14 protein-coding genes are annotated in these 15,243 nt (G+C 72.9%); 4 read left to right on the forward strand and 10 right to left on the reverse strand.

The features are described from left to right. Nucleotides 1-26: 26 nt before the first annotated feature. Nucleotides 27-1,832 carry a glycoside hydrolase family 15 protein gene (locus ACBI99_RS31555; RefSeq protein WP_357586724.1) on the forward strand — a complete coding sequence of 602 codons (1,806 nt, stop codon included), beginning with the start codon at nt 27-29 and terminating at the stop codon, nt 1,830-1,832. On the opposite strand, the gene ACBI99_RS31560 is transcribed toward ACBI99_RS31555, so the two are convergent. From ACBI99_RS31560 to ACBI99_RS31595, 8 genes are all read right to left on the reverse strand, one after another. Next, nucleotides 1,829-2,698, reverse strand: a complete 870-nt coding sequence (locus ACBI99_RS31560) for a hypothetical protein (RefSeq protein ID WP_219505671.1) — start codon at nt 2,696-2,698, stop codon at nt 1,829-1,831. The genes ACBI99_RS31555 and ACBI99_RS31560 overlap by 4 nt on opposite strands. A 43-nt stretch (nt 2,699-2,741) precedes the next feature. Then, on the reverse strand, nt 2,742-3,656 hold the full coding sequence (locus ACBI99_RS31565; RefSeq protein WP_375074142.1) for an LD-carboxypeptidase: 915 nt from the start codon (nt 3,654-3,656) through the stop codon (nt 2,742-2,744). Nucleotides 3,657-3,705: 49 nt separating this feature from the next. After that, on the reverse strand, nt 3,706-5,586 hold the full coding sequence (locus ACBI99_RS31570; RefSeq protein ID WP_375074143.1) for an ABC transporter ATP-binding protein: 1,881 nt from the start codon (nt 5,584-5,586) through the stop codon (nt 3,706-3,708). Between the two features lie 348 nt (nt 5,587-5,934). Beyond that, a complete protein-coding gene (locus ACBI99_RS31575) occupies nt 5,935-6,771 on the reverse strand; it encodes an enoyl-CoA hydratase/isomerase family protein (RefSeq protein ID WP_357586718.1) in 837 nt (278 codons plus the stop codon). A gap of 118 nt (nt 6,772-6,889) precedes the next feature. Next, a complete protein-coding gene (locus ACBI99_RS31580; protein ID WP_020547488.1) occupies nt 6,890-7,105 on the reverse strand; it encodes a helix-turn-helix domain-containing protein in 216 nt (71 codons plus the stop codon). 113 nt (nt 7,106-7,218) lie between these two features. Then, the gene (locus ACBI99_RS31585; RefSeq protein ID WP_219505678.1) at nt 7,219-8,817 is read right to left on the reverse strand and encodes an ABC-F family ATP-binding cassette domain-containing protein; all 1,599 of its coding nucleotides are present in this window, start codon (nt 8,815-8,817) and stop codon (nt 7,219-7,221) included. 204 nt (nt 8,818-9,021) lie between these two features. Beyond that, complete coding sequence (locus tag ACBI99_RS31590; protein WP_375074144.1) at nt 9,022-10,041, reverse strand: LacI family DNA-binding transcriptional regulator; 1,020 nt, start codon at nt 10,039-10,041, stop codon at nt 9,022-9,024. Nucleotides 10,042-10,123: 82 nt separating this feature from the next. Beyond that, nucleotides 10,124-10,678: a helix-turn-helix domain-containing protein gene (locus ACBI99_RS31595; RefSeq protein WP_357586713.1), complete on the reverse strand. Its 555-nt coding sequence runs from the start codon at nt 10,676-10,678 to the stop codon at nt 10,124-10,126. A gap of 91 nt (nt 10,679-10,769) precedes the next feature. Between ACBI99_RS31595 and ACBI99_RS31600 the strand changes: the two genes are divergently transcribed. Further along, a complete protein-coding gene (locus tag ACBI99_RS31600; RefSeq protein ID WP_375074145.1) occupies nt 10,770-11,585 on the forward strand; it encodes an NAD(P)H-binding protein in 816 nt (271 codons plus the stop codon). Between the two features lie 50 nt (nt 11,586-11,635). On the opposite strand, the gene ACBI99_RS31605 is transcribed toward ACBI99_RS31600, so the two are convergent. Both ACBI99_RS31605 and ACBI99_RS31610 read right to left on the reverse strand, forming a co-directional pair. Then, nucleotides 11,636-12,289, reverse strand: coding sequence for an acVLRF1 family peptidyl-tRNA hydrolase (locus tag ACBI99_RS31605; RefSeq protein ID WP_219505684.1), 654 nt, complete (start codon nt 12,287-12,289; stop codon nt 11,636-11,638). Further along, a complete protein-coding gene (locus ACBI99_RS31610) occupies nt 12,286-12,699 on the reverse strand; it encodes a hypothetical protein (protein WP_375074146.1) in 414 nt (137 codons plus the stop codon). Before ACBI99_RS31610 ends, ACBI99_RS31605 begins: the two co-directional genes overlap by 4 nt. Nucleotides 12,700-12,820: 121 nt before the next feature. Here ACBI99_RS31610 and ACBI99_RS31615 point away from each other — a divergent pair, with 121 nt between their 5' ends. Both ACBI99_RS31615 and ACBI99_RS31620 read left to right on the forward strand, forming a co-directional pair. Next, nucleotides 12,821-13,846 (forward strand): EAL domain-containing protein, encoded by a 1,026-nt coding sequence (locus ACBI99_RS31615; RefSeq protein WP_308125780.1) that lies wholly within the window; start codon nt 12,821-12,823, stop codon nt 13,844-13,846. 52 nt (nt 13,847-13,898) lie between these two features. Continuing rightward, nucleotides 13,899-15,239 (forward strand): aminotransferase class V-fold PLP-dependent enzyme, encoded by a 1,341-nt coding sequence (locus ACBI99_RS31620; RefSeq protein WP_357586703.1) that lies wholly within the window; start codon nt 13,899-13,901, stop codon nt 15,237-15,239. Nucleotides 15,240-15,243 lie beyond the last annotated feature (4 nt).

A 15,243-nucleotide genomic window follows, 5' to 3' on the forward strand; every position in this document is an offset into this window, starting at 1 on the left:
GGCCCCGGCGCGTGTAGCGTCGAGACATGCGGATCGAGGACTACGCGCTCATCGGTGACATGCAGTCGGCCGCCCTGGTCGGCAGGGACGGCTCCATCGACTGGCTCTGCCTGCCCAGGTTCGACTCCCCCGCCTGCTTCGCGGCCCTGCTCGGCAGCGACCGCAACGGCCACTGGTGGCTGGGGCCGACCGGGCGCAGGCCGGCCGACCGGCGCCGCTACCGGCCCGAGACGCTCATCCTGGAGAGCGAGTGGGACACCCCCACCGGCACCGTCCGGGTGATCGACTTCATGCCGGCGCGTGACGTCAACCCCGACGTGGTGCGCATCGTGGAGGGCGTGTCCGGCACCGTGGAGATGTCCACGCAGCTGCGGGTGCGCTTCGACTACGGGCGGATCGTGCCGTGGATGCGCCGCACCGACGGCCACCTCCAGGCGGTCGGCGGCCCCGACTCGGTCTGGCTCCACTCCCCGGTGCCGCTCAAGGGCGGCGACTACGCCCACGTGGCCACGTTCGAGGTCAAGGAGGGCGACCGGCTGCCGTTCGTGTTCACCTGGCACCCCTCGCACGAGCCGATGCCGCCCCAGATCCACTGCGAGAACCAGCTCGCCGAGACCGAGGCCATGTGGGCCGAATGGGTGTCGCGGTGCACCTACGACGGCCCCTGGCGGGAGGCCGTGGTCCGCTCCCTGATCACGCTGAAGGCCCTCACCTACGCGCCCACCGGCGGCATCGTGGCCGCCCCCACCACCTCGCTGCCCGAGGACCTGGGCGGCGTGCGCAACTGGGACTACCGCTTCTGCTGGCTGCGCGACGCGACGCTGACGCTCGACGCCCTGATCGGCTCCGGCTACCTGGAGGAGGCCGGAGCCTGGCGGTCGTGGCTGCTGCGCGCGATCGCCGGCCGCCCCCAGGACCTGCAGATCATGTACGGGGTCGCGGGCGAGCGCCGGCTGCCGGAGCTGGAGCTCGACTGGCTGGAGGGCTACGAGCGCTCCCGGCCGGTCCGCATCGGCAACCAGGCGGTCAACCAGCTCCAGCTCGACGTCTACGGCGAGGTCATGAGCTGCCTCTACCTGTCGCGCTCCTCCGGCCTGGCCCCCGACGACCGCGGCTGGGCCGTCCAGCGCGAGCTGCTCAACTACGTCGAGGAGCACTGGGACGAGCCTGACGAGGGGCTGTGGGAGGTCCGCGGCCCGCGCCGCCACTTCGTCCACTCCAAGATGATGTGCTGGGCGGCACTCGACCGGGCCGTCAAGTACGTCGAGAACTTCGGCCGCACCGGCCCCGTCGACCGGTGGCGGGCGCTGCGCGACAAGGTGCACGCGGAGATCTGCGACAAGGGCTACGACGCCGGCCGCAACACCTTCACCCAGTCCTACGGCTCGCACGAGCTGGACGCCTCGCTGCTGCTCATGCCGATCATCGGCTTCCTGCCGCCGGACGACCCGCGCATGATCGGCACCGTGGCCGCCATCGAGAAGGAGCTGATGTCCGACGGGTTCGTGCTGCGCTACCCCGTGGCCGAGGACAACGACGTCGACGGGCTGCCGGGCGGCGAGGGCGCGTTCCTGGCGTGCAGCTTCTGGCTGGTGGAGGTGATGGCCATGCAGGGCCGCCGCGACGAGGCGTGCGCGCTGTTCGACCGGCTGCTGGCGCTGCGCAACGACCTCGGCCTGCTCGCCGAGGAGTACGACCCGCGCTACGACCGGCTGGTGGGCAACTTCCCGCAGGCGTTCTCGCACGTCCCGCTCATCCACGCGGCCCGCGCCCTCAGCGGCGACCCGCGCGTGGAGCCCCGGGCGCTGAACGAGATGCCGCGCGAGCCCTAGACGGCCAGCCGGGCCAGCACCCGCGCGAACTCCGGCGGCGGGGCCACGACCAGCCGGGTCTGGCCCTGCTGCCGCACGATGTCGGCCCGGATGAGGGTCAGCCGCCCCTCGTGCCACCAGTGCACCTGCGGGCTGAGCCCGCCGGTGCGGGCCGCGTGCAGCCTCAGCCGCTCGATCGCCCGCACCACGCCGATCCCGTCCACCGGGTGCACGAGCAGCGTGTACGGGTCGGGCAGCACGACCAGGGCGCCGTCGGCGGGCACCGGCAGATAGTCCTCCAGCCAGCGCAGATGGGTCGCGGCGGCCGGGATGCGGCCGGTCAGCCGGGTCACCGGGGTGCCCGACAGCTCTATGGTCTCCACCGACAGCTTGTCGTCCAGCCTGACGTTGGAGACGGCCAGCTCCAGCGCCTGCCCGGAGGGCAGCGGCCAGCAGCCGGCCTCCTCGGGGCGCACCGGCCGGGAGCCGACCGTGAGCAGCTCCACCGCGTCGCCGTTGAGGTGGCGGCCCACCACCCGGGTCAGGTCGGCGACCTCGTCCACCGCCTCGACGCGGGTCCGCAGCAGCGGCTTGACCTGGTCGAGGTCGCACACGTCGAGCAGCTCGTCGGCCGCGGCCACGGCGCCGGCCAGGTGCTCGGAGACCAGCGTCGGCCAGTCCTCGCGGGCCCGGCGGCCGGCCTCGCGGCGCAGGCCGGTGAGCCTGACCAGGATCTCCCGCCCGCCGCCGAGCGTCAGTGACGCGCCGTCGGCGGCGAAGCGGCAGCTGTAGCCGAGCGAATCGGCCACGAGGGCGAGCAGGGAGTCGAGGTCGACGTCCTCGACCGCCCGGCGCGAGGGCTCCCGGTCACGTTTGAAAAAGTTCACGCGCCGCATCCCCCCAATGTCCGGTTCGTCCCCTATGTGAGTCCTACCTTGCCGGTTCGTCGTTCCCGATCGGGCCAGCCAGCGAGCACGATTCGGTATCGATAACCCCAAGCGCCCCAAGCCACACACTCATCTGGGGAGACCCATGCCCCACGGGCAGTCCTGCCACGATCGGCACCCCCAGCGGGAGCAGCCGGTCGCGCAGCACCGGGTAGGGGTCACCGCAGTCGACCCAGGAGCCGAGCGCGATCCCCCGCACGCCCTCGAACGCCCCCGACTGCAGGAGCTGGGTGAGCATCCGGTCGATCCGGTAGGGCTCCTCGGTGATGTCCTCCAGCAGCGCGATCCGGCCCGCGAACGACGGCTGGTGGCGGGTGCCGCACAGGGAGGCCAGCAGCGACAGGTTACCGCCCGTCAGCACGCCCTCGGCGCGGCCCGGCGCGAGCGCCAGCTCCCCCTTCACCGCGGAAGCCGTACCGGTCAGCGCCGCCCGCAGGTGCTCCCACGTCGCCGCCTCCGGCCCGTCCTCGCCGCCCAGCAGCAGGCCGCCCGGCATCGGGCCGTGCAGCGTCGGCACCCCCAGCTCGACCCCGAACGAGTGGTGCAGCGCGGTGATGTCGCTGGAGCCGACCAGCACCTTCGGACCGGCGGCCCGCATGGCGTCCCAGTCGAGCAGCCCGAGCAGCCGGGCCGCGCCGTAGCCGCCCCGGGAGCAGAACACCACCGACACCGCCGGGTCGCACCAGGCCGCCTGCAGATCGGCGGCACGGTCGGCGTCGGAGCCCGCCAGATAGGGCAGCTCCTGGCGGTCCAGCGCGTGGGCGCCCACGACCACCTTCAGGCCGAGCCCCTCCAGGCGCTCGACGCCCCGCCGGAGCTGGGCGGCGTCGGCCGGGCCCGACGGGGAGACGATCGCGACGGTGTCGCCTGACTGCAAAGCTGGGAATGGCACGTTCACCCGCCAAACGGTGTCACACTTTACCTTCCGGATGCGACTCGCGACCGGCTCACGGGCTGCCCGACGAGGCGAACTGAGTGCGGTAGAGCTCCGCGTAGAGGCCGCCGCGCTCCAGCAGCTCCTCGTGCCGGCCCCGCTCGGCGATGCTGCCGTCCTGCACGACCAGGATCTCGTCCGCCTCCCGGATCGTCGACAGCCGGTGCGCGATCACCAGCGACGTGCGGCCCGCCAGCGCCGTCTTGAGCGCCTGCTGGACGGCCGCCTCCGACTCCGAGTCCAGGTGCGCGGTGGCCTCGTCGAGCACCACCACGCGCGGCGCCTTGAGCAGCAGCCGCGCCAGCGCCAGCCGCTGCTTCTCCCCGCCGGACAGCCGGTAGCCGCGCTCGCCCACCACCGTGTCGAGCCCGTCGGGCAGCGACTCCACCAGGTCGCCGATCTGCGCCGCCCGCAGCGCCGCCCACAGCTCCTCCTCGTCCGCCTCGGGACGGGCGTAGCGCAGGTTGGCGCCGATCGTGTCGTGGAACAGGTGCGAGTCCTGCATGACGACGCCGATCGTGTCACGCAGCGAGGCGAACGTGGCGTCACGCACGTCCATCCCGTTGATCCGCACCGCGCCCTCGTTGACGTCGTAGAGCCGCGACACCAGCGAGGTGATCGTCGTCTTGCCCGCCCCCGAGTGGCCGACCAGCGCCACCAGCCTACCCGGCCTGGCAGTGAACGACACGCCGTCGAGCACCTGCTGGGAGGGGCCGGTGTCCTGCCGGGCCACCGACTCCAGCGAGGCCAGCGACACCTCCGCAGCGGCCGGGTAGCGGAAGCGCACGTCGTCGAACTCGACCGTCACCGGCCCCTCCGGCAGCGGGCGGGCGTCCGGCCGCTCGGCCACCATCGGCTTCAGGTCCAGGATCTCGAAGACGCGGTCGAAGCTGACCAGCGCCGTCATCACGTCCACGTGCACGTTCGACAGCGAGGTCAGCGGCCCGTACAGGCGCATCAGCAGCGCCGCCAGCGCCACCAGCGTGCCCAGCTCGAACACCCCGCCCACGGCCAGCACGCCGCCGATGCCGTAGACCAGCGCGGTCGCCAGCGCCGCCACCAGGCCGAGCGCGACCCGGAACACGGTGCCGTACATGCCGACCGTCACCCCGACGTCACGCACCCGCGCGGCCCGGCCGCCGAACATGCGCGCGTCGTCCTCCGGCCTGCCGTAGAGCTTGGCCACCGTCGCGCCCGCCACGTTGAACCGCTCGGTCGTCACCGAGCTCATCTCGGCGTCGAGCTGCATCTGCTCACGGGTCAGCGCCGACATGCGGCGGCCCACCCACTTGGCCGGCACGATGAAGATCGGCAGCAGCACCAGCGCGACCAGCGTCACCTGCCACGACAGCACCAGCATCGCGCCCAGCACCAGGACCAGGCTGACGACGTTGGACACCACCGACGACAGCGTGCTCGTCAGCGCCCGCTGCGCGCCGATCACGTCCGTGTTGAGCCGCGACACCAGCGCGCCGGTCTGCGCGCGCATGAAGAACGCCACCGGCATCCGCTGCACATGGTCGAACACCTCGGTGCGCAGGTCGTAGATCAGCCCCTCGCCCACGCGCGCCGAGAACCACCGCTGCACCAGCGTCAGCCCCGCGTCCACCAGCGCCAGCGCGGCGATCGCCACCGCCAGCCCCACCACCACGCCGGGCCGCTTCGGCAGGATGCCGTCATCGATGATCGCCTTCATCAGCAGCGGATTGGCGATCACGATCACCGCCCCCGCCACGACCAGCGCCAGGAACGCGGTGATCTGCTTGGTGTACGGCCGCGCGTAGCCCGCGATGCGCCGCACCGTGCCCGGCGCGAGCCGCTGCTTGGTCACGTCGCCGTCGCGTCGCAGCGACGCCCACACCTGAGGCCCGAAGCCTCCGCCCATCATGGCCATCAGGCAGCCCTCCTCCCCCAGCAGAGCGCCCCCGGACGGCCCCCCGATTCCCACATCCGCTCACCGCGAAACCGCCCACCCCGAAGCCCCCCGCACCCCAGGAGAACCCCCCACCTTGGGCACCCCCGCGGACCACACCGCCGCAGCCCCAGCAGGGGCGAGCCACCCAGCGGCGTGGCACCCAGTGGGGGTGGCGCCCCACCCTAAGAACGACGGGGCGGGGGCGTCACCCCAGGTGAAGGGGCATGGGCGTACCCCAGGTGGCGGCCCTCGGCGGCCCGGGGGCGTACAGGGTGTTCCCCTGGCGTCAGGCGGGTGTGACGGCCGGGTGCAAGGGGGGTCGGTGGGTCAGGCGGGGGTGTCGCCGAAGAGGGCACGCAGGCGGAGGGCCTGTTCGGCGCCTTCGGCGGCGGCCTGCTCCTCCAGGGTGCGCGAGCGCGCGCCCTGGAGGAGTCGCTTGGTCGCGGCGGCCGCGTCACGGTTGGTGGACAGCAGTTGCGCGATCTTGTCTTGTACGGCCCCGGCCAGGTCGCCCCCGGCGACCACCAGCTCGGCCAGGCCGATGCGCGAGGCTTCTTCGGCTTCCACGGTCCTGGCGGTCAGGCAGATGTCGATCGCCTTGGCCAGGCCGACCAGCTCGACCAGCGGCTTGGTGCCGGTCAGATCGGGCACCAGCCCCAGTGCGGGCTCTTTCATGCAGAACTTGACATCGTCGGCCACGATCCGCAGGTCACAGGCGAGCGCGAGCTGGAATCCCGCGCCGATCGCGTGGCCCTGCACGGCCGCGATGGAAACGATCTCGGGGCGGCGTAGCCACAGGAATCCCTGCTGGGCCTCCTTCAGCCGCTGCTCGAACGAGGTGCTGTCGAGCCGCGCCGCCGAACTGAACGAGCCCTGTCCGGGCACCCCCTCAGGTGTGAACATGCGCAGGTCGATCCCTGCCGAGAAGGACGGTCCCTCACCTTTCACCACGACCACGCGCACCTGCTCCGGCAGGCTGTCGCCGATGCGAGCCAGACCCGACCACATCGCGGACGTCTGGGCGTTCCGCTTGTCCGGCCGGTCCAGCGTGATCGTCGCTATCTCACCGTCCACCTCGAAGCGCAGACCGGCCTCCGCCAGTGTGGCGGCAGAGACGTCCTCCGCATTCCCCCCGCGCTGTCGTTGCGCCTTCGCTTCCGCCATCGCCTGCTCCCTCGTCGGCTTACCGTCGCGCCCGAGCTTACAGAATATGATTCTGGCTCGGGCGCGACGGCGGCTGACTAGGAACGGGCGGCTGCGGACGCACGTTCCGAGGCGGCCGTCAGCGCTTGGACTTGCCTCGGGTCGCCCCGCCGCGCCCGCGCAGAGTCACGCCGGACTCGCTCAGGATGCGGTGGATGAACCCGTAGGACCGGCCGGTAGAAGCGGCCAGGGCGCGGATGCTCTCACCCGCGGCATAGCGCTTCTTGAGATCGCCGGCCAGTTTTTCACGATCGGCCCCGGTGACCCGGGTGCCCTTCTTCAGTGTCTCGGCCACGAGTACCTCCTGTAGTGCCGGACTTCCGCAGCGTTACTCCGCCATGATCAGTCATTTCAGCGGGATCGGCTACCTACTCCACGGGAAAAGATCCGTACCCACCCAAATTAAGATCAGGCAAGTGCCACAAGATCGGAAAATTCCTCGCTCCACGCGTCTTCAGTTCCGTCTGGCAGCAAGATCACCCTATCCGGTGAAAGGGCATCAACGGCACCCTCGTCATGGGTAACCAGGACGATCGCTCCTGAATACGACCTCAGAGCCTCCAGAACCTGCTCGCGGCTGACCGGGTCGAGGTTGTTCGTGGGCTCGTCGAGCAGCAGGACGTTGGCGCTCGACAGCACCAGGATGGCCAGCGCCAGCCGGGTCTTCTCGCCACCGGAGAGCACCGAGGCCGGCTTGTCGACGTCGTCGCCGGTGAACAGGAACGAGCCGAGAACCTTGCGCAACTCGGTGTCGGTGAACGTGCCGCCCGCCGAGCGCATGTTCTCCAGGAGGGTGCGGGAGCCGTCGAGCGTCTCGTGCTCCTGGGCGTAATAGCCGATCTTGAGGCCGTGGCCGGGCTTGATCGCGCCGGTGTCGGGCTCCTCGATCCCGCCGAGCAGGCGCAGCAGCGTGGTCTTGCCCGCGCCGTTGAGTCCGAGGATGACGACCCGGTGACCTCGGTCGATGGCCACGTCGACGTCCGTGAAGACCTCCAGGGACCCGTACGACTTCGACAGGCCCTCGGCCATGAGCGGGGTGCGCCCGCACGGCTGCGGCTCGGGGAAGCGGAGCTTGGCGACCTTGTCGCCCTTGCGCTCCTCCTCGGTGCCGGCCAGCAGCCGGTGGGCGCGGCGCATCATGTCCTGGGCGGCCTTGGCCTTGGTCGCCTTGGCGCGCATCTTGTCGGCCTGCGCGAGCAGCGCGCCGGCCTGCTTCTCGGCGTTGGCCCGCTCGCGCTTGCGGCGCTTCTCGTCGGTCTCGCGCTGGGCCAGGTAGGCCTTCCAGCCGACGTTGTAGTGGTCGATGACGCACCGGTTGGCGTCCAGGTGCAGGACCTTGTTGACCGTGGCTTCAAGAAGCTGGACGTCGTGGCTGATGATCACCAAGCCGCCCTGATGGGATCGCAAAAAATCACGAAGCCACCCGATTGAGTCCGCATCTAGGTGGTTTGTCGGCTCATCGAGTAGGAGAGTTTCCGCTCCGCTGAAAAGAATTCGCGCCAATTCCACACGTCTGCGCTGACCGCCGGAAAGCGTTTCCAGCGGCTGCCCCAGCACGCGGTCGGGCAGGCCGAGGCTGGAGGCGATGGAGGCGGCCTCCGACTCGGCCGCGTAGCCGCCCAGCACGTGCATCTGGTCCTCCAGCCGGCCGTACTGCCGCACCGCCTTCTCCCGGGTGCGGTCGTCGGCGGAGGACATGCCGAGCTCGGCCTGGCGCAGCTTGCGGATCACCTCGTCCAGCCCGCGGGCGGACAGGATGCGGTCGCGGGCCAGCACCTGGAGGTCACCGGTGCGCGGGTCCTGCGGCAGGTAGCCGACGCTGCCGCTGGTGGTGACGCCGCCCGCGGCGGGCAGCGCCTCACCGGCCAGCACCTTGGTGAGGGTGGTCTTGCCGGCGCCGTTGCGGCCGACCAGACCGATCTTGTCGCCGGGGTTGACCCGGAAGGACGCGCTCTCGATGAGCAGCCGCGAACCGGCGCGCAGTTCGATGTCACTAGCAATGATCATGGTTGGCTCAGCACTCCCGAGCTAGGGAAACGAGGGATTTCAGAAGGCGTGCGACGCCGGTCAATCGGGAGTGTGCATACAGATCAGTGTAGGGCCCTGACCAAGAGTTATGACGGGCTCGGATGATCACCGCCGCCCAGGACGGCGAGCTACCTCGCACGTCACCACGAGACGGCTGTTGAATCGACTCAAACCGCCGGGACCTCACCCACCCCGGCGCGGCTCGCTGGACGCCCGCACGACCAGGTCGGGCTGGAAGATGACCTGCCGGTGGCGGTGCCGCTCAGACTCGGTGACCTCCTCCAGCAGCAGCTCGATCGCGGTGCGGCCGAGCAGCTCGCGCGGCTGGCGCACCGACGACAGCGGCACGGCCGCCGCCGCCGCGAACTCGATGTCGTCGTAGCCGACGATGGCCATGTCGGCGGGCACCCGCAGCCCGTGGGCCGCCATGGCCTGGAGGAAGCCCAGCGCCACCACGTCGTTGGCGCAGAAGGCCGCCGTGGGGCGCTCGCCGGGCGGCATCGCGGCCAGCCGCTCGCCCGCCCGCCTGCCGGTGTCGAAGCTCAGCGTGGGCATCGCGCACGCGACCAGCTCGACGCCGTCGCCGGCGGCCTCGACGGCGCTCATGACGCCCGCGTGGCGGTCGGCGACCTGTTTGATCGACGGCGGCCCGCCGATGAACGCGATGCGCCGGTGCCCGCGCTCGATCAGGTGCTCCCCGGCGATCCGGCCGCCGAGCCGGTCGTCGACCGCCACCGAGCACTGGGCGCCGGAGGCGGCGCTGTCGACCAGCACCACGGGCGTGCCCCGGGCGGCCAGCTCGGTGAGGCGGGGGCTGGCGGCGTCGACGGGGGTGATGAGGATGCCGAGCACGCGCTGCTGTTCGAGCTGGTCGAGATGGCGGCGCTCGCGGACCGGGTCGGCGCCGCTGTTGCACAGCACGACCATCGTGTCGTGCTCGTCGGCCGGGCCCTCGGCGCCCTGCGCGACGTCGGCGAAGAACGGGTTGGACACGTCCAGCACGACCAGCCCGACCGTGCGGCTGCGGCCGACGCGCAGGTGGCGGGCCACCTCGTTGCGGACGAAGCCCAGCTCGCGGATCGCCTGGAAGACCCGCTCCCGCGTGGCGGGCGAGACGATCTCGGGCCGGTTGAGCACGTTGCTCACGGTGCCGACCGAGACCCGCGCCAGCTGCGCGACCTCCTTGATGCTCCTGGTCCCCATTGATCCTCACGAGGCCGTGCCGCTGTGACGCGCCCCAGCATAGCGGCAATCAAGATTGTTTTGAATCGTCTCAAAGACCGGCTCAGGCCGTCATCCCGTCGAGCATCAGGCCCAGGAACCAGTCCGGGCGGGCCGCCACGTGCGGCGGCAGCGCCTCCGGATGGCAGGCGAACAGGTTGAGCGCGGCCACCACGTCGGCGGCGCCGACGTCGCCGCGCATGACGCCGTCGGCCTGGGCCCGGCGCACCAGCGCGTCGAGCCGCTCCAGCCAGCGGGCGCGGGCGCGGATGAACCCGTCCTGATCCTCGTACGTCCCGTCCGGCAGCTCGGCGAGCGCGGCGGCGAGCGCGCCGCGCCCCGGGTCGGCCGCCCACAGCGCGAACGCGCGCACCCCCTGCCAGGCGTCGGGCGCCTCGGCGGCGGCCCGCTCGAGCGCCTCGGCCAGCGAGCCGACGTAGTGCTCGGCCACGGCCGCCACGAGCGCCTCCCGGTCGGGGAAGCGCCGGTAGAGCGTGCCGACGCCGACGCCCGCGCGACGGGCGATGAGCTCCATCGGGGCTCCGGTGCCGCGCTCGGCCATCACGGAGGCCGCCGCCTCGACGATCTTGGCCAGGTTGCGCCTGGCGTCCGCACGCACGACGCCCAGCGTACCGGGAGACAAGTGGACGATGCGATTCCGGTTACGGTACGGTCCAAGCGGAATCTCATCGTCCACTTAGGAGGTTGCCGTGATCGTGGTCACCGGCGCGACCGGTTCCATCGGCAGGGCCCTGACCGGGCTGCTGCCCCGCGAGGAGGTCGTGGCCGTCGTCCGCCGCCCGGCCGGGCTCGCGTGCGCGGAGGCCGTGGCCGACTTCGAGCGCCCCGAGACGATCGGCGGGCTGCTGTCCCCCGGCGACCGGCTGTTCCTCAACAGCTCCCTCTGGCCCGGCGTCGCCGACGCCCAGCGCGCCGTCGTCGACCTGGCCGCCGAGGCGGGCGTGGCCCAGATCGTGTCCGTCTCCGTCCGGGGCGCCCGGCCCGGCGGGCCGCTCGGCGCCGACCCGCACGGGCGCATCGACGACCACCTGCGGGCGTGCGGCGTCCCGTACGCGATCCTGCGGCCGAGCGGGTTCATGCAGAACCTGCCGGGCGAGGTGCGCGACGGCCGCTTCCACGGCTCGTACGGGGAGGCCCGGGTCAACTACATCGACACCCGCGACGTCGCGGCCGTCGCCGCCGCGCTGCTGACCGCCCCGGTGGGGCCCTCGGCGGTCCACGAGCTGACCGGGCCGGAGTCGTACACGCACGCGGAGATCGCCGCCGTGATCAGCGCCGCCGCCGGGAAGCCGGTCGCCTACGTGGACCTGCCGGTGCCCGAGATGACCGCCCACCTGGTCGCGCGGGGCCTGCCGGAGCCGGCCGCGGGCGCGCTGGCCGCCATGATGAGGGACATGGGGCGTACGGACTGGTGGTCGCTGAGCACGGCGGTCCGCGACCTCACCGGCCGCCCGCCCCGCACGCTGGCCGCCTTCGCCGCCGAGCACGCGGCCGCCTTCGCCTGACACCCGGCGGACCGGGCGGGCCGGGCGGGCCGGGCGGGCCGGGCGGGAGGTCAGGCCGGGTCGGTGATCAGGATGCGGACGGCGCGGAACTGGCCTGGGGTGTCGCGGAGGACGGCCAGCCTGGGGTCCGGCACGTCCAGGAACGGCTCCGACTCCAGCGCGAACAGCGGCGCGAGCCTGCGGTCGGCGCGCAGCGCGTCGACCGCCTTGCGGTCACCGCCGAACACCACCGCCTCCAGCTCGCCGAGGTGCGGCGTCAGCACGCGCAGCGCCGTCTCGGCCGCCGCCTCGAACGCCTTGCCCGCCTGGTTCTCGCGGCGTCTGGCGAACCGCTGCTGCGACCAGCCGCCCGCCGCCGTGCGGCCCTGGACCAGCCGTGAGCCGACCTTGGAGGCGACCAGCTCGCCCCCGTGGAACACCCCGGCCGCGTAGCCGCCGAGCCGCACCAGCACCACGCCCACCCGGCGGTCCTCCCGCGCATGCCCGGCCAGCCGGGTGACGTGCGGCGGCCCCGGGCGCATCGGCGGGAACGGCACGTGCAGCTCGGCCACCGCCCCGTCGGCCGCCGTGAGCCGGACCACCCGCTCGTCGCCGGTCGCCTCGAACGGCCCGTGACGTCCGGCGAACCCGTCGATCCACGGGTGCACCCGCTCCGGCGGCACGCTCACCCAGCGGCCGCCGCCCTTCGCCGGCCGGGCCCTCACGCGGGCACGTCGCCGTCCGCCGCCGCCCTGCTGTGGCTCGGATCGCGGCCCGAATCGTGGCCCAGGCCGCGGCCGAAGGTCCGGTCGACGGCGATGCGGGTCAGCCAGCCGAGCCCGGCGGTGAACAGCGGCGGCCACACGACAGGCCCGAACGTGTAGCCGACCAGCACCGCCAGCGGGAACCACACGCGGTGCACGGCCTGGTGGACGAGGCCGGGCGGGCGGGCCCCGGCGAGCCCCGCCAGGCTCGGCAGCGCGAAGAACGCCAGCGCCGCGGCCGTCGTCGGCAGGCCGTACTTGACGCTCTCGAACACGGCGAACGCCGCCAGGAACAGGGCCGGCGCCCCCCAGGCGATCCGCCGCGGCAGATCGCGGCTCGCCGGCACGTCGCGCGTGTGTTCGGGTGTCACGGGACCAGCGTAGACCCGAACGGCATTCCCCTTCGAGCGGGTGGGAAATACCGCGAGAAATGTCGGTGAACTTCGCCGCACCGCCCTTCCCCGCGTGCTCGGGTGACACCATCATCTCAACGTGTCCTCCCTGCTCACCGGCCCTGTCGTGGACCTCGACACCGGATCGGTCATCGCCTACCCCGCGCTTCTGGACGCCTCGGGCCAGCTGCGGGCCGCGCCGCTTCCGATGGTGCTGGAGCTGCCCATGCGGGTGGTGCTGTCGGGCGCCGGGGCGCTCGTCCCGCTGCACGAGGCGCTGCGCCGCGCCCGGAGGCATCCGCGCGAGGCGATCCTGCTGCTGTCGGGGCCGTGCGCGGTGACCGACCGGCCGGTGCTGAAGGTGGCGCTGGACGGGCTGCGCAACCTCGGCTACCTGCTCGGCTTCGGCGGCGCCGGGGCGGAGAGCGTGCCGCTCGACCTCATCGCCGACACGGCCCCGTACCTGGTGGCGATGGCCCCCGACCTGATCGCGCGGGCGCCGCGCGACCACCGGGCGGCGGCGGTGGCGCAGGGGCTGACGGCGCTGGCGCGCGGCGTCGGCGCGCACGTGCTGGCCCCCGGCGTGGAGGACCCGGCGCAGCTGGAGGCGGCACGCGGGTGGGGGGTGCGGCTGGCGCACGGGCCGCTGCTCGCGCCCGGCCCGGACGGCCGGGTGCGGGTGCCGCTGCCGCCCGCCGACGACTCCCCCGCGGCCGTCATGCTCGGGCCGCGCGTGCAGGAGCTGCTGCTGCCCGCGGTGACGCTGCCGGTGGCGGCGACCGCGGAGGAGGCGGTGGAGGCGTTCGGGCACGAGCCGACGATCACCAGCGTCATCCTGGTGGACGAGTACCAGCGGCCCAAGGGCAGCCTGGACCGCAGCCGGTTCCTGCTGTCGATCGCCTCCCGCTACGGGCACGCCCTGCACGGCTCTAAGCCCGCGCAGCGGCTGGCCGACCCGCCGCGCACGGTGCCGAAGACCACCCCGGCGGTGGCGGCCATGCAGGCGGCCGGCCGCGACGCGCTGCGCGTCTACGACGACCTGGTGGTGACCGACGAGCTGAGCCGCTGCCTGGGCATCGTCCGCGTGTCGGACCTGATCCGCGAGGTGGCGGCGATGCGCGCGTAACGACTCGGTCCCGGAGCTGGGCACGGCCGCGGGGCCGGGATAGGAAGAGGGCGTGACTCCTCGGCTGAACAGACGGGCCCTGCTCGGCGCGGGAGTGCTGGCGAGCGTGGCCGCCTGCACGTCCTCCCCTGCTGCCTCCCCTGCCGCTCCGCCTCCCTCCGCTGGAGCCTCCGCCGGGGGGTCCGCCGGGGGTTCCGCGCCGCCTTTCGACCCTCAGGACTGGGAGTCCGTACGCGCCCAGTTCGCGCTCGACCCCAAGTACGCGCAGTTCGCGGCGTTCATCCTGGCACCCGCCCCGGCGATGGTCCGCGAAGCCGTCCAGAAGCACCGCGACGCCCTGGACCGAAACCCGCACTACCTGCCGGACGGCGGCGACCCCGACGAGGCGATCCGCGCGGCCGCCGCCCGCCACCTGGGCGCCGAGCCGTCCGGCATCGCGCTGACCGACAGCACCACGATGGGCCTCGGCCTGCTCTACTCCGGCCTGCGGCTGCGCGAGGGCCAGGACGTGCTCACCACCGAGCACGACTTCCTGGCCACCCACGAGGGCCTGCGCCTGCTCGCCCGGCGCACGGGGGCCGAGGTGCGCCGGGTCAGGCTGTACGACGACCCGGCGCGGGCGTCGGCCGGCCGGATCGTCACCGCGATCAGGGAGGGCCTGCGCGACCGTACCCGGATCGTCGCGATCACCTGGGTGCATTCGAGCACCGGCGTCCGCCTGCCCGTCCGGGAGATCGCCGACATGCTCGCCGACGTCAACCGGTCACGCGACGAACACGACCGGGCGCTGCTGTGCGTCGACGGCGTGCACGGCTTCGGCGCGATGGCCGACGGCGTGGCCGAGCTCGGCTGCGACTTCCTGGTCAGCGGCACGCACAAGTGGCTGTTCGGGCCGCGCGGCACCGGCATCGTGTGGGGCCGCGCCTGGGACGCGCTCGACCCCGTCATCCCGGCCTTCAGCCAGGGCGCGTTCGAGGCGTGGCGCACCGGCGAGCCGCCCGCGCGCACCGACGCCCGCCTGGCGACCCCGGGCGGCTACAAGGCGTTCGAGCACCGGTGGGCGATGCCGGCGGCGTTCGGGTTCCAGGAGGTCATCGGCCTGGACCGGATCCAGCGGCGCACCCAGGAGCTGGCCACCCGGCTCAAGGCCGGCCTGGCCGGTCTGCCGCACGTCACGCTCGCCACCCCCGCCGACCCCGCGCTCTCGGCCGGCCTGGTGTGCGTCTCGGTCGACGGCATGCAGCCCGGGGAGGCGATGCAGCGGCTGCGCGCCGGCATGATCGACACGAGCCTCACCCCGTACGACCCGCCGCTGTTGCGGTTCGGCACCAGCATCGTCACCACCCCCGAGCAGGTCGACCAGGCCGTCGAGGCGGTGAAGAAGCTCGGCTAGCGCC

Origin of the sequence: Nonomuraea sp. ATR24 (genome assembly GCF_041950485.1) — a bacterium.
In the GTDB taxonomy this organism is placed as follows: Bacteria; Actinomycetota; Actinomycetes; order Streptosporangiales; family Streptosporangiaceae; genus Nonomuraea; species Nonomuraea ceibae.